Raw genomic sequence first — 14,118 nt, 5'->3', positions numbered from 1 at the left:
GTCGTTCTATCGTGTCGATTCGACCGCGCCATGAGTGGGCATCGGTACGCGTTCGGCCCCGCGATGGCCCACTCGCTCATGGACCAGCACAGCGGCGAATTCGGTGCGACGGGGGCTTTTGCTGTGAGCATGGAGTAGCAGGTTCGCTTGCCACGTCAGCCGCGCCGCCGTGCTCGAGGGCTGGCATCACGAACCTGAATAGATGTTGCAGAAACTCACTGGCCCAACGCAGTGCGGATTGCCGTCAGGCATCGGCAGTCCGTGCGGCACGCTGCCGGATTCATGCGATCCTGCCGGCACGCCGCCTTCGTCGCTCTGCGCCGGTTGTGTCGCGGCCTTGGCCTTCACGTTGTTGGCGAAACTCGGATGCACCTCTGGATAGGATGACTCGGTTACGTAGTGCAAGCCATTCGCCTGCGCTTCGATGAGTTGCTGCTTCACCTCGGCACGCGTCAAGCCCTGAGCCTGAACAGCAGAAGCAACAAGTACGGCCGAAGCCAGGGCAAGACTGATGATCGATTTCATATGCGACTCCGTGGGTGTCGAACGATGCCGCGCATGCGCGCGGGTTGTTGCGAGAGACAACGGCGAGACGAACACGCACGTTTTCCGGCTACTCGACGTAGCGTTCGGATTCGGCGAACAGTGCCTTATTGCGCTCGATAGTCCGTCTGCTCGGCGGATAGTCGGCCTCGGTCGTCGGTATGAGACCGTCTTTATAGGCCTGAAGCAGTTCCTGGCGAACTTCAGCGCGTGTCTTTCCCTGACGCGCCGGTTTGACCACCGATGCCGCACTCGACGACAGAGTGGTTTGCGGTACGCCGCCGTAACTCCCAGTTTCCTTGACGGGCGCATGGCCGGAAGACGCCTGCCCCACGTCTGCAAAAGCCAGCGGGGATAAAAGAGCGCCTAGCAGGCCAGTAGCTAGTACTTTCCGCAACTTCATCTGAACCTCCTTTCAAAGTGGTGTCGTTATTGACTCGACTCCAGTTTGGCGAGCGGAAGAAACGTCAGGATGATTGCAAGATGATGTTTTTGTCAGGAGGCCGCGCAGTCATACACGCGTCACACATTGCTGCTCGTGTTGGCAATGAATGATGCGTCAGCATGCTTTCACCAATGCAAAGGTTGATGCGCGAGATGTGCGCAGCGATGGGACAGAGAGAAGTGGAGCACTCTCTAGCCTGCCTAAGTGGAGTGCGCGAAGCATCTGGCGCCGAACACCCGTAGAGTCGAGATTTTCAAATGGAAGATGCGTCAGATGAGCAACTCAGGGTGTTCAGCGCTTACGAGGTGAGGGGCAGGGACGCGGGGACGCCGCTTCGTTCTAGTCATCGGTAGCGGTGTTTGCGCGACCGCTCACTGAACTTCTGACTCCGTCTCCGCAGCGAGGGCCGCCTGAACCGAAGGACGTTCGCCAAAGCGATGCATGAATTGACTCAGCCGTGGCCAGCGATGCAAGTCGATACTCAGGTGCTCAGTCCAGCGAACGACCACAAAAAGATACATGTCCGCCACCGACGCTTTGCTGCCAAGCAGGTAATCCCTGTTATCCGCGAATAGCGACTCGACGAATTCGAGCCGCGCAAACACCCTGGCCCTTGCGCTGGTTTCTCCCTCGGGAGTCTCGGGATGGAACAGCGAACCAAACGCCTGATGCAGTTCAGCCGCGATATAGATCAGCACCTCGTGCAGGCGCGCGCGCTCCATCGTTCCCAGCGGCGGCACGAGATCGGTGCCCTCGCCCAGGTACAGCGCGATTGCCGCGCCTTCAGTCAACACCTCGCCGTTGTCTAGCTTCAGGGCGGCTACGTACCCCTTGGGATTGATCGCAAGAAAATCTTCTCCGTGCTCAGTGAGTTTGGTCGCAAGATCGACCCGCTCCAGTTCGAACTTCACACCCAGTTCGCGCAAGATGATGTGGGGAGAAAGAGAACATGTTCCGGCCGCAAAGTACAGTTTCATCAGGCATCCTTGTCATTGAAAAGTGCAATGAAACGATGCCACATTCGACTCGGTGATAAAACCCTCTTTCTTCCGGTTAGCAGCAATCTGTGGTATCCATTTGGTAACCTTGAATCGCCAAATGGAGCATGAACTTGTCTCTGAAACTCAGAAAAAACCGCTCACCAGCGCCTGAAAACATCTGCCCGCTCAGCAAGTGTATGGCCCTGCTCGGCGGCGCCTGGACTCCTGAAATCATCTGGTGTCTAAGTGCCGCACCACGCCGATTCAGTGAACTGCGCGTGGACATTCCCGCGATCTCGGCCAAGGTGCTGACAACACGTTTGCGGGATCTGGAAGCAAAAGGAATTGCCAGCCGCCAGGTGATGCCGACATCTCCGCCATCGGTGGAATACAGCCTCACCGCTTTGGGCGCCGAATTCCTGCCTGCCATCGCAGCCATAGCCAAGGTAGGTGACAGGCTGAAATTCCGTTAGAAGCTGCGCATGCGGGCCAACCGCCAAATAAAAGCGACGGGCGCCGCTCATGCGCCCGCCCTGCGTGAATTACGTGGATCGGGTGAATTACGCAACTCACGCCACTCCCGTCACCAACGCCACTCGTATCACTTGCGCCAACGCAACGGCCGGCGCAAGTGATGGCGCTCCAGCCTCACACCCGCGCCCGCATGCAGGAAAGACGGCATGCCGCCCAACTCGACGCCCGCGGCGCGCTCGCGCTCCTCATCGGCTTCGACTGTCTTGCTCGTGTCGATAAAAAGCGCCGCCAGGATGCCGACCGCGAGCAGGCCCGCGGAGATATTGAACGGCACGTTGTAGCTGCCGGTCTTCTCGATCAGATAGCCGAACACCACCGGCGACACCATCCCCGCGACACCGAAGCCCGTGTTCATCATGCCGCCGGCCGTGCCTGCATACTTGCCGGCGATGTCGAGCGGCAGCGTCCACAAAACCGGGTTGGTGATTTCGAGGAAGAAGAACGAAGCCGACAGGAACCACACGGCCGTGAGCGGATCGGTGGCGGACACCATCGGCAGCAGAAACACCAGCGAACCGCCCATGCCCACTACCAGCACCGTACAGCGCGCAAAGCGCAAGCGGCCCGTGATCTTGTACAGCTTGTCCGACACGACGCCGCCGAGCGTGTCGCCGATCACGCCGGCCAGCAGCGGCAGTGCGGTGAAGAGCGCCAGTTGCTTGAGATCGAATCCACGCGACTCGCGCAGATAGGACGGCAGCCACGTCAGATAAACCCACAGCAGCCAGCCATAGCAGAAGTCGACGAACGTCACGAGCCACATGCGGCGCACCAGCTTGCGCCACGGCGTGGCCGCATGTTTGGCACGGTCGCAATCGCCGGCGCGGTAACCGATTTCCGCGGTTTCCTCGGGCGTGATGCGCCGGTTCTGTTCCGGCGAATTGGTGAACACGAACAGATAGAGCACGGTCCACGCGAGGCTCGCGATGCCCAGCAGGATGAACGCGTCGCGCCAGCCGCCGGTCGCCACCACGGCCAGCACCAGCGGCGGCGTGATCGCGCCGCCCAGCCGCGCGAAACTGTGCGTGATGCCTTGCGCGAAACCGCGCTCGGCCACCGGCATCCAGTAGGTGAAGGCACGCGTCGCGGTCGGAAACGCGCCGCCTTCGCCGATGCCGAGCGCGAAGCGCATCAAGACCAGCATGGTGACGCTGCCCGCGAAACCCGTGGCGAGCGTGGCGACGCCCCAGATCAGCGACAGCACGGTGAGCACCAGTTTCGGCCCGTACTTGTCGGCGAGCCAGCCGCCGATGATCTGCATCGCCGCATACGGATAAGCGAAGGCCGAGAACACCAGTCCGAGTTGAACGGTCGTCAGACCCATTTCGTGACGAATCAATGGACCGGCGACCGCGATGTTCACGCGATCGATGTACGAGATAAAGTACATCAGGCACATGACCGCCAGGATGATATGGCGTGTCTTGACACGCCGGATACGCGTTTCCATGCTGTCTCCTTTCTATTGTATGTATCGATCTCTACTGCGCATCGACGATGGCCCTGAGAGGCCACCCGATCTACCGCACTGCGACTAAGATGCGTCTCCGCCCGCGCCCTGCCCGCTCGCGAGCGGCGCCGCGTCAGGTGGGCACCAGCTTGAGCCGCTGCACCTTGCCGGAAGGCCCGCGCGGCAGTTCATCGACGAAGCGAAACTCTTTCGGTGTCTTGTAGCGTCCGAGTTCGCGCACGCAGTGCGCGCGCAGATCCGCCGGATCGGGCGCGGCGCGGCCGTCGCTCGTGCGCGCCACCACGAAGGCGACGATCTCCTGGCCGTAGGCCGGATCGGGCACACCGACCGCCGCCGCGTCCAGCACATCGGGATGGCGCAACAACGCTTCGTCGATTTCGCGCGGCGCAATGTTTTCGCCGCCTTTGATGATCAGTTCCTTCGCGCGGCCGTTGATGTAGAAGTAGCCGTCCGCGTCGCGATAACCGAGGTCGCCGGTGCGCAGCCAGCCGTCCGGCGTAAAGGCAGCAGCTGTCTCTTCGGGCCGCTTGTAATAGCCGCTCATCACCTGCTCGCCGCGCAACACCAGCTCGCCGCATTCGTTGGCGGCACACTCGCGCCCTTCGCGATCGATCACCTTCGCCTCGCCGCCCGAAGGCACGCCGATGCTCCCCACGCGCCGCCGCTCCATTTCATACGGATTACTGAAAACCGGTGCGGCGGTTTCCGTCATGCCCATGGTTTCGATCACGCCGATCCCGAAGCGCGCCTCGAACGCGCGATGATGATCGGCGGGCAATGCGGCGGACGCGCTGCGGCAAAACTTCAGCGCCGACAGATCGTAGGTGCAGGCTTCGTCGGCGTTGAGCAGATACGCGACGATCGTCGGCACCACATTGATCCACGTGCAGGCGTGCAGCGCGACGTCTCGCCAGAACGTGCGGGCGGAGAAGCGCGACGTCATGACCGCCGAGCCGCCATGAAACAGCGGCGCAAGCAGCGTCACGACCAGACCGTTGATGTGATAAAGCGGCAATGACGCGAGCACGCGATCGTCCGACGTCAGCCGGTGTTCGGCGCTGATGTTGCGTGCGTTCGCCACCAGATTGCGATGCGTCAGCAGCACGCCTTTGGGCGTGCCCGTGGTGCCCGAGGTGTACATCAGCAACGCGACGTCGTCGGCTGATGGTTCGTGGGCCGTTGCGCGGTCCGTCATATGCCGCGGCGCGCCGCCGCGCTTGACGAGCGCCGGCGCTGCGGCAGCGCTTGCGCCATGTGCCGCGGCTTCGACTAACGCAGGTTCATGCTTCGCCAGCGAAGGCGGTTCCGCATCCTCAGGTTCGGTCTGGATCAGCGCAATTTCGCGCGTCAGCCCGGCAGCGCGCAATTCGGCGACTGCCGTGCTGATCACAGCATGCGTGTCATTCGCGGCGAAGATCATCCGCGTATCCGAGTGATCGACGATATAGCGCACCTGCGAGGGCTGGCACAGCAGATTGAGCGGATTGGCGACGAGTCCGCTGTACATGGCAGCGAGCAGCAGACGAGCCGTCTGAATGCCGTTGCCCATGAACACGGAAATGACTTCGCCCGGTTGCAGACCCGCTTCCCTGAAGCGTGCCTCCAGCGCACGGCAGTCGTCGCGCAATTCGCGAAACGTCAGGACGGTCGCGCGCCGATCGGGCACCGGTGTTTCATCGTCGTCGAGCGCGGCGAGCAGGAAGGGCTTGTCCGGATGCTGCGCGGCGCGCTCGTCGATCAACGCGCGAAGGGTGGCGGGCGTGTTCATCGGCCGTACCTCGCGAAGAAGTCGCCGAGCAATTCGTCCGTTTCCGGCACGCGCTCTTCGATCGGATAAGCGACCCGCGTCGTGTTCAGATAGTGGCGGAAACCCAGATTGCCCGAGAAGTTATTGCGGCCCCACGTGCCACAGCCCATCGACAGCGAAAACGGCAAGCCGTTATCGAAGTTGCCGCCGGTGGCAAGGCAGTGCGCCTGATTCACGATCACGCGCGCGACGGGCAACGTCACGCCGAGCTGGACCGCTTGCGCGGCATCGCTCGAATGCAATCCGACCGAATGGCCCGCGCCCATGTATGCGTAGATGCTGCGTACGACTTCTGCCGCGGCATCGAAGTCGGCGGCGCGATACACGGCGAGGACCGGCGCGAGTTTTTCTCCGGAGAACGGATAGTCGCTGCCCGCGCCGCTTTCTTCCACCATCAGGAACGCGGGGTGACGCGCGGCGACTTCCTCCAGACCCGCCACGCGCGCGATCACTTCGGCGGATTTAGCGGTGCATTGTTCGGAGAGCTTGCCGTTGACCCACATCGCAGCCTGCAAGCGGGCCTTCTGCGCGGCGTCGAGGAGCACGCCGCCGCACGCGGTCAGTTCGGCCAGCATCGGCTGACGGATGGCGTCTTCGAGCACGATGCTGTTTTCGGACGAACAGCTCGTCGCGTTGTCGAAGGTCTTCGAGCGCAGGATCTTGCGCGCCGCATCATGCAAATCCGCGGACGCCGTGACGATCGAAGCCACGTTGCCCGCGCCCACGCCGAACGCAGGCGTGCCGCTCGCGTACGCCATGCGCACGTTCGCCTGAGAACCGGTGGCGACGACCAGATCGCACTGCCGCATCAGCGCAGCGGTCGCCGCCTTGCTGATCGGCGTGGGCAACATCTGCACGAGGTCCGGATCGATGCCGGCCTTTGCGAATTGTGCGTGAATGAACTCGATCAACAGCGCGCAAGACGAGTAACCTTTGGGGGACGGCGCGACGATTACTGCATTGCCGCATTTGAGCGCGTTGATGATCTTGTTGGCCGGCGTCGCCGCCGGATTGGTCGACGGCGTGATCGCCGCCACCACGCCGACCGCGCGCGCGATCTCGACGAGGCCGCTTGCTTTGTCTTCCGCGATCACGCCGGTGGTCTTTTGCCCGTGCAAATCACGCAGCAGGCCGAGCGTCTTGCGATAGTTCTTGCGGAACTTGTCGTCGGCATTGCCGAGGCCCGTGTCGTGCACCGCGCGTTCCGCCAGTTGCCGGTTGCGCTCGGGCTCCATGATGGCCCACGCGGCGGCGTCGGCGGCGGTATCGAGCGCCTGTTGTCCTGCATGCTCGAAAGCGCGCTGCGCCGCGCGCGCTTTCGCAACGAGCGTGGCGACGATGCGTTCGGCTTCGTCGTCCGCATGGTGGCCCGCGATTTCCGCTCCTGTGGCCCTGACGTTCATATGGGTTCGCTCCGCGTGAATAGATTGATTGCAGTGCTATCAATCTAGCCAGCCGCGCTTATGGCGAAGTCCCGTTTTTCGAGCTATCCATTGCAGTGGGTTCGCCAGCATCGGAAAACGCAAAATTCGGTACTTTCCATAGTCCCGAAAAGCAATCAAGTCGATGCAAAATCAACGCTGTGAATACGCTGGCGAGGGAGTGGGATGTCGACGTCAAACCAGTCGAATGCAGCTGCAGTGCGCGCATTTCGCGTACTCGAAACGCTTGCCGAAGCGGGCAGCCCGCTCTCGATGACGGAGCTCGTCAATGCGCTCGGTCTGCCCAAGCAGACCGTTCACCGCATCCTCGTGCAATTGATGGATGCGTGGCTCGTCACGCGCGGCGCGGGCGATCGTCTTTACGAATGTTCGCCGCGCGTGCGCATGCTCGCGGTCAATGTGTTGATGCATGCGGGACCGGCCGCCGCGCGTCACGTGCTGTTAGAACAGCTGGTGGCGAAAATCGGCGAGACCTGCAATCTGACCATGCTGTCAGGCAACGATGTGATCTACGTGGATCGTGTCGAAACCGAATGGCCGCTGCGCATGCATTTGCAGCCGGGTTCCCATGTGCCGCTGCACTGCTCGGCAAGCGGCAAGCTGCTGCTGAGCTTTTTGCCGAAGGACCGGCGCGAACGCGTGATCGAGACGCTGCCTCTGCGTGGTTATTCGGAACGGACGATCACCGATCGCGAAGCATTGCGCAAGGAATTGACCGCCACGCGGCGGCGCTTGCTCGCGATCAACAACCAGGAACATCTGCAAGGGCTGATTGCGATTGCGGTGCCGGTGATGCTGGATCGCAATCGCGCCTGCGCGGCGATTGCCGTGCAAGCGCCGGTGGGTAGGGTGACGCTCAATGACCTGCTCGCCTTTGTGCCCGATCTGCGCCACGCGGCGGAAGAGACGGCGAAGACGTTTCAAGAATGACGCCGCTGAAGACTGCGATAACGTACATACGCGTAGGTAGCACGGCTTTCTCAAGCGACGCGCGTCGCACGTGTCCTTAACGGTTGACTAGGGCACGCAGGTGGACTAACATGGACTTAGTCCACTAGGAGCCATCATGTTGACAGTCAATATTCACGAAGCAAAGACCAATTTTTCGCGGTTGGTCGATGCCGCGGCTGGCGGCGAGGAAATCCTGATCGCAAAAGCCGGCAAGCCGGCGGCGCGGCTGGTCTCGATCACAAAGCCTGCCCGGCGCTTTGGCGCCCTTAAGGGCGCGGTACGCATCGCGGATGACTTTGACGCGCCTTTACCTGATGACGTGATCGCAGCATTCCAGGGCAATTGATGCGCGTACTTCTCGACACGCATATCTACCTATGGGCGGTCACGGACGATCCGAAGTTGAGCGCGGCCGCGCGCAAGATCATTCTCGATGCTGACGAAGTGTTCGTCAGCGCCGCGAGCATCTGGGAGGCATCGATCAAGGTGGGGCTCGGCAAACTCGATGCGGACATCGATCAGCTCGTTGCCGAAATCGAGGCGAGCGGGTTTTCTGAACTGCCTGTTAGGGCGGTGCATGCGGCGATGGTTCGCAATCTGCCAGACATCCATCGTGATCCTTTTGACCGGATTCTCGTTGCGCAGGCTATGGCAGAACCGTTGCGGCTTATCAGTGCGGACGGCCATCTGTCGAAATACAGCGAACTCGTTTTACCCGTCTAGCTTCAACCGGCGAGCGACCGAGATGCAGCTTCGGGTCCACAGCAATGGTCTCGATCGCTCGCCCACCCGTCACACATCCTGGAGAGTGATCGCCGTCGGTCGGCGATCACCATGCGAGATCACGACCGCGCATGCACCACCGCATCGAACGCACCAGAACGCCTTCTCTCTATCGCCCGCACAGACAGCGCCGATATCAACGCAGAGAACAGCACATACGCGCACACAGTCCACGGCTTACCGCCATTCAACCGCATCAGGATCGTCGCGATGATCGGCGTGAGCCCGCTCGCGAAGATACCCGAGAACTGATACACGAACGAGATGCCCGTATAGCGCACTTCGGCGTCGAACAGTTCGGCAAACAATGCCGCCTCCGGGCCGTACACCATCGCGTAGAAAATGCCGAACGGCACCACGATGGCCGCCCAGATCAACAGCGTGTTGGCCGGCTGCATTTCGATAAGCCAGAAAGCCGGAAACACCGACACGCCGCAAATCAGCGAGCCCCAGAAATACACCCGCGCGCGGCCGAGTTTATCGGACATGCTGCCGAACACCGGGATGAAAAAGCACATCACGATGGCCGCGATCATCACGCCGAGCAAGGCGTCGGTGCGGCTCATCGACACGTGCTGCGTGAGATAGCCGATCGAGAACACGGCGAAGATATTGAAGAACACACCGTCGATATAACGCGCGCCCATGCCGAGCACCACGGCGCCGCGATAGCGCGTGATCATGTCGACGAACGGAATCTTCGCTTCGCGCCGGTTGCGTTTGAGCGCGAGGAATTCGGGCGTCTCCATCACCTTGGCGCGAATGTACAAGCCGATCAGAACGAGACCGAGCGATGCGCCGAACGCGATCCGCCAGCCCCACGACAGGAACGCCGTTTCGGGCAATAAGCGTGAAAGCGCGGCGACCATCCCCGATGCAAGACAGAGTCCGATCGACAAACCGATCTGCGGCAGGCTCGCGTACAGGCCGCGCTTTTCAGGTGGCGCATATTCATACGCCATCAACACTGCGCCGCCCCACTCGCCGCCGAGCCCGATGCCCTGCAACACGCGCAACGACAACAACAGAATCGGCGCCCAGATGCCGATCTGCGCGTAGGTCGGAACGAACGCGACGCCCGCCGTCGAGATCCCCATGATGATGAGCGTCAGAATCAACGCCGACTTACGCCCGATCCGATCGCCGAAGTGTCCGAATATCACGCCGCCCAAAGGCCGCGTCACGAAGCCCACCGCAAAGGTCGAATAGGCGAGCAGCGTCGATACGAGCGGATCGCTGGCGGGGAAATAGAGCTTGTTGAATACGATGCCGGCGACCACGCCGTAAAGAAAAAAGTCATACCATTCGACGGTTGCGCCGATCACACTGGCGAACGCAACGCGCCGGATAGCGCGGGGATCGATTGCCATAGCAGCAGCTCCTCAATGGACAGCCATTGCCGCGCGTATCGACACGCGTGCCTGGCCGATACCCCCAGTTGTCTCCTCCGGGGCGGTTTATGTGCAGATCGCGCAACGTCCATCTGCCGGACGACCCGCGACTGCGTATTGCGGCGGACATCGCCCGCCGTCGTTTTGCACCTGCTACGTCACCTGCCACTTCATTTGCCGGATCAAGCGGCCACTTTCGCCGCGGGCGTCGTCGCCACACCTCGATCGACGTTGCTTGCGTCGTGCAGAATCATGTCCGACGCTTTTTCCGCCACCATCACAATCGGCACATTCGTATTGCCCGACACGAGCGTCGGCATGATCGAGCAATCGACCACGCGCAGCCCTTGCGTGCCGTACACGCGCAAACGTTCATCGACTACCGCGAGCGGATCGCCCGCCGGTCCCATCTTCGCTGTACCAGAGGGATGGAAAATTGTCTGTCCGTACTCCCGGCAGAAATCGAGCAGTTCGTCGTCGGTCTGCGCGTCCGCACCGGGCCGCACCTCGCGCTTCATCAGTCCGGCCATTGGCTGCGCCGCCGCGACGCGGCGCGCGAAACGCACGCCGGCGATGGTCGTGCGCCGGTCCAGATCGGTGTCCAGATAGTTGGGCTGAATGGACGGCGCCTCACGCGGATCAGCGCTGCGGATGCGCACCGCGCCCCGCGATTCCGGTCGCAACTGACAGATCGAGTACGTACAGCCGGGAAAATCGTGGACGTTGCCGCCCGCGGAATCCGCCGACAAGGTCGAGAAATGGAACTGGATATCCGGTGTTGCCGATTCTTCAGGCAGCGCGCGACAGAACATGCCGCCCTGGTTGATGCCGACCGCGAGCGGGCCGCTGCGCATCAGCGCCCATTGCAGACCCATCTTGGCGCGGCCCGTCCATGAACGCAGTTGATCGTTGGTCGTGATCGGCTTCGTCACTTCATAGATCAGACGGATTTGCAAATGGTCCTGCAAGTTCTCGCCGACGCCCGCGCGATTCGCGACCACCGGAATGCCGAATTCGCGCAGCAGCGCGGCCGGTCCCACGCCGGACAGTTGCAGCAATTGCGGCGATTGCAGCGCGCCGGCGGTCAGGATCACTTCGCGATTGGCGCGCACTTCGCGCAACTCGCCGTGCTGCCGGTACTGCACGCCACAGGCGCGGGTGCCTTCGAAAAGAATCTTCGAAGCCATCGCGTCGGTTTCCACATGCAGGTTCTGGCGCTGCCGCGCGGGTTTGAGATAAGCAACAGCCGTCGAGCAGCGAAACCCGCGGCGCGTGGTCAGCTGATAGTAGCCGACGCCTTCCTGATCGCCCGTATTGAAGTCGTCGATGCTTGCCACGCCTAACGAGTTCGAGGCCGCGATAAATGCGTCGACCAGTTCGTGGCGCTGCTTGATCGTCGAGGCCCACAGCGGTCCGTCGACACCGCGCGTCGGACCTTCGCCCAGTTCGTTGTGTTCCAGCCGTTTGAAATACGGCAGGCAGTCTTTCCAGCCCCAGCCGCGATTGCCGAGCCGCGCCCAGTTGTCGTAATCGTCCCGTTGTCCGCGCACATAGATCAGACCGTTGATCGAGCTGCTGCCGCCCAGCGTGCGGCCACGCGGCCAATAGAGCCGGCGATTGTGCATGTTGGGATCGGGATCGGTATAGAAGCCCCAGTTGTAGACCGGGTGAAACATCGTCTTGCCATAGCCGATGGGGATGTGAATCCACATGAAGCGGTCGGCGGGGCCGGCTTCGAGTAGACACACCGAGTAGCGGCCGCCTTCGGAAAGCCGGTTCGCCAGCACGCAACCCGCGGATCCCGCGCCGACGACGACGAAGTCGAATCGGTCTGCCATGTGACCTGTCTCCTGCATGTTTTATAAAAAACGGTATGTTTCGTTGAAATTTATGTTCAGCCCGTTTCCTGATCAAGAAATTCCCGCTACTATCGGTTCATCTGAAACAGAAACAGCGTTTTTTGTTTCACTTTTAGAAATGACCGGCCGGCCCGTGCAACGTACGCGGACGCTGGACAGCCACTGATCGACAAGCAAGGAAGCGTATGCAAGCACTCTGCTCGTCTCCAGGCAGTGAACCGTTCGCCGAGGAGTCCCGGGCGCTGCGCGCGTTGGCCGTGCTCGAGCAACTCGCGGCCGCGGGACAGCCGTTTTCGCTTTCGCAACTCTCGCTGCGCCTGCACATTCCCAAGGCCACGCTGATGCGGCTAATCGAATCGCTCGAAGCGCAGGGCTACGTGACGCATCTGCCCGATTCGCGCGGCACGGATCGTGGCATCACGCTGGGTCCGAAAGCGGCGCAGCTTGCGCTCACCACGCTATCCAACAACACGTTCGGGCGCGCCTGCCGTTCACTGCTGCGCTCGCTGGTGGATGCGCTCGGCGAAACCTGCAATCTCACCGCGCTGGACCGCGACACCGTCCTCTATCTCGAACGCGTGGAGACCACTGAACCGCTGCGCCTGCATCTGCAGCCCGGCACGCGCGTGCCGTTGCACTGCACCGCGAGCGGCAAGCTGTTCCTCTCGCAGATGCCGCCGGCCGAGCGTCGTCCCGTACTCGCACGGCTTACGCTGGAGCGCAGAACGCAAGGCACGCTGACGGAACTGAATCTGCTCGAAGCGGAACTCGACCGGCTCGCCGTGCGCGGAATCGGCATCGACAACGAGGAACTGGTGCGCGGCATGGTGGCGGTTGCGGTGCCGGTGCGCGATGCCACCGCCGGGCATGTGCTGGCCGCGCTGGCGATTCACGCGCCGACCGCGCGCGCGAGTCTGAACGACCTGCTCAAGGCCGTGCCGAAACTCAAGGACGCGGCGTTGAAGCTCGCCCCGCTGTTATCCGCCGGCCCTTCCACCGAGCATCCGTACCATGAGCGCTGAGGCCTTTCCCATGAGCGAACCGTTAGACACGGCAGAGTCCCCGGCCCGCAGCGCCAAGGCCGGGCAGCCTGAAGCCGGGTTGTACAATGACGCCGATCCATTTTCCGGAACGGCAGGCATGACCAAAGCGGATACTCCGACGCTGCGCGCGTTTGCGTTGCTCGAACACCTCGTCAACTCGGACGGCCCGGTTTCGCTTGCCGACATCGCGCAGGACGTCGCGTTGCCCAAGGCGTCGCTGCATCGCATGCTGGCTTCGCTTGAGGCGGGCGGGCTCGTGATCCGCGAGCCCGGCCAGAAGAACGCGTATGTGATCGGACCGCGGCTCGCGCAGCTTGCGTTGGGTGTGGTGATGCATTCCGGCGCGCGGCGCCTGCGTCATGCGATTCTCGCGCGTCTGGTGGCCGATCTCGGCGAGACCTGCAATCTCACCATGCTGCACGAAACCGAGGTGCTGTATCTCGACCGCATGGAAGCGCCGTGGCCGTTGCGCCTCGATCTCAAGCCCGGTTCGCACGTGCCTGCGTATTGCAGCGCGAGCGGCAAACTGCTGCTCTCAATGCTGCCGCGCGAACAGCGCTCGGCGCTCGTGCGCGCGCTGAAGCTCGAACGCTTCACGCAGAACACCATTACCGATCCGGAATTGCTGGAGGCGGAACTCGACCGCACCGCGCACAAGCGTATTGCGATCGATAACGAGGAGTTTCTGGCCGGCATCGTGTGCGTGGCGGCGCCCGTCGTCGATGCGAACGGCACCTGTATCGCGGCAATCGCCGTGCATGCGCCGGTCTCGCGCGCGCCTCTCTCGCGCGCGCTCGAATTCGTGCCGCGTCTTCAGGAAGCCGCCAGGGAACTCGCGGCAACCTTCTGACCCGTTGGCGCTTTTAACG

14 protein-coding genes are annotated in these 14,118 nt (G+C 62.1%); 6 read left to right on the top strand and 8 right to left on the bottom strand.

The genetic code is table 11. From position 1 onward, the window contains the following. Window positions 1-186 precede the first annotated feature (186 nt). The 3 genes from PQR54_RS10280 to gstA all read right to left on the bottom strand — a co-directional run bounded on the left by PQR54_RS10280 (window position 187) and on the right by gstA (window position 1,965). Entirely contained in the window at window positions 187-525 is a 339-nt protein-coding gene (locus tag PQR54_RS10280) for a DUF4148 domain-containing protein (RefSeq protein ID WP_408245278.1), read from the bottom strand. A gap of 88 nt (window positions 526-613) precedes the next feature. Then, window positions 614-946, bottom strand: a complete 333-nt coding sequence (locus tag PQR54_RS10275; RefSeq protein ID WP_408245277.1) for a DUF4148 domain-containing protein — start codon at window positions 944-946, stop codon at window positions 614-616. Window positions 947-1,359: 413 nt separating this feature from the next. Next, complete coding sequence (gene gstA / locus PQR54_RS10270) at window positions 1,360-1,965, bottom strand: glutathione transferase GstA (RefSeq protein ID WP_408245276.1); 606 nt, start codon at window positions 1,963-1,965, stop codon at window positions 1,360-1,362. A 128-nt stretch (window positions 1,966-2,093) separates the two neighbouring features. Between gstA and PQR54_RS10265 the strand changes: the two genes are divergently transcribed. Continuing rightward, on the top strand, window positions 2,094-2,441 hold the full coding sequence (locus tag PQR54_RS10265; protein WP_408245275.1) for a winged helix-turn-helix transcriptional regulator: 348 nt from the start codon (window positions 2,094-2,096) through the stop codon (window positions 2,439-2,441). A 128-nt stretch (window positions 2,442-2,569) separates the two neighbouring features. Here PQR54_RS10265 and PQR54_RS10260 read toward each other — a convergent pair whose 3' ends face one another. From PQR54_RS10260 to sauS, 3 genes are all read right to left on the bottom strand, one after another. Beyond that, entirely contained in the window at window positions 2,570-3,952 is a 1,383-nt protein-coding gene (locus tag PQR54_RS10260; protein ID WP_408245274.1) for an MFS transporter, read from the bottom strand. Window positions 3,953-4,085: 133 nt separating this feature from the next. Further along, window positions 4,086-5,741, bottom strand: coding sequence for an AMP-binding protein (locus tag PQR54_RS10255; RefSeq protein ID WP_408245273.1), 1,656 nt, complete (start codon window positions 5,739-5,741; stop codon window positions 4,086-4,088). Continuing rightward, on the bottom strand, window positions 5,738-7,183 hold the full coding sequence (sauS, locus tag PQR54_RS10250; RefSeq protein ID WP_408245272.1) for an acylating sulfoacetaldehyde dehydrogenase: 1,446 nt from the start codon (window positions 7,181-7,183) through the stop codon (window positions 5,738-5,740). The genes PQR54_RS10255 and sauS overlap by 4 nt, the downstream gene beginning before the upstream one ends. 204 nt (window positions 7,184-7,387) lie before the next feature. Between sauS and PQR54_RS10245 the strand changes: the two genes are divergently transcribed. From PQR54_RS10245 to PQR54_RS10235, 3 genes are all read left to right on the top strand, one after another. Next, window positions 7,388-8,152: an IclR family transcriptional regulator gene (locus PQR54_RS10245; protein ID WP_408245271.1), complete on the top strand. Its 765-nt coding sequence runs from the start codon at window positions 7,388-7,390 to the stop codon at window positions 8,150-8,152. Between the two features lie 136 nt (window positions 8,153-8,288). Further along, window positions 8,289-8,519 carry a type II toxin-antitoxin system Phd/YefM family antitoxin gene (locus PQR54_RS10240; protein ID WP_408245270.1) on the top strand — a complete coding sequence of 77 codons (231 nt, stop codon included), beginning with the start codon at window positions 8,289-8,291 and terminating at the stop codon, window positions 8,517-8,519. Beyond that, entirely contained in the window at window positions 8,519-8,896 is a 378-nt protein-coding gene (locus tag PQR54_RS10235) for a type II toxin-antitoxin system VapC family toxin (protein WP_408245269.1), read from the top strand. The genes PQR54_RS10240 and PQR54_RS10235 overlap by 1 nt, the downstream gene beginning before the upstream one ends. Window positions 8,897-9,015: 119 nt before the next feature. Here the strand turns inward: PQR54_RS10235 and PQR54_RS10230 are convergent, their stop codons facing one another. Both PQR54_RS10230 and PQR54_RS10225 read right to left on the bottom strand, forming a co-directional pair. After that, complete coding sequence (locus PQR54_RS10230) at window positions 9,016-10,326, bottom strand: MFS transporter (RefSeq protein WP_408245268.1); 1,311 nt, start codon at window positions 10,324-10,326, stop codon at window positions 9,016-9,018. A 203-nt stretch (window positions 10,327-10,529) separates the two neighbouring features. After that, window positions 10,530-12,185 carry a GMC family oxidoreductase gene (locus PQR54_RS10225; RefSeq protein WP_408245267.1) on the bottom strand — a complete coding sequence of 552 codons (1,656 nt, stop codon included), beginning with the start codon at window positions 12,183-12,185 and terminating at the stop codon, window positions 10,530-10,532. A gap of 206 nt (window positions 12,186-12,391) precedes the next feature. On the opposite strand from PQR54_RS10225, the gene PQR54_RS10220 reads away from it, so the two are divergent. Beyond that, window positions 12,392-13,228 (top strand): IclR family transcriptional regulator, encoded by an 837-nt coding sequence (locus tag PQR54_RS10220; RefSeq protein WP_408245266.1) that lies wholly within the window; start codon window positions 12,392-12,394, stop codon window positions 13,226-13,228. A gap of 118 nt (window positions 13,229-13,346) precedes the next feature. After that, window positions 13,347-14,099 (top strand): IclR family transcriptional regulator, encoded by a 753-nt coding sequence (locus PQR54_RS10215; protein ID WP_408245265.1) that lies wholly within the window; start codon window positions 13,347-13,349, stop codon window positions 14,097-14,099. Window positions 14,100-14,118: the final 19 nt, after the last annotated feature.

Origin of the sequence: Paraburkholderia phytofirmans (assembly GCF_046028095.1) — a bacterium.
Lineage (GTDB): Bacteria > Pseudomonadota > Gammaproteobacteria > Burkholderiales > Burkholderiaceae > Paraburkholderia > Paraburkholderia phytofirmans_A.
This window is presented reverse-complemented; position numbering and strand designations above follow the sequence as displayed.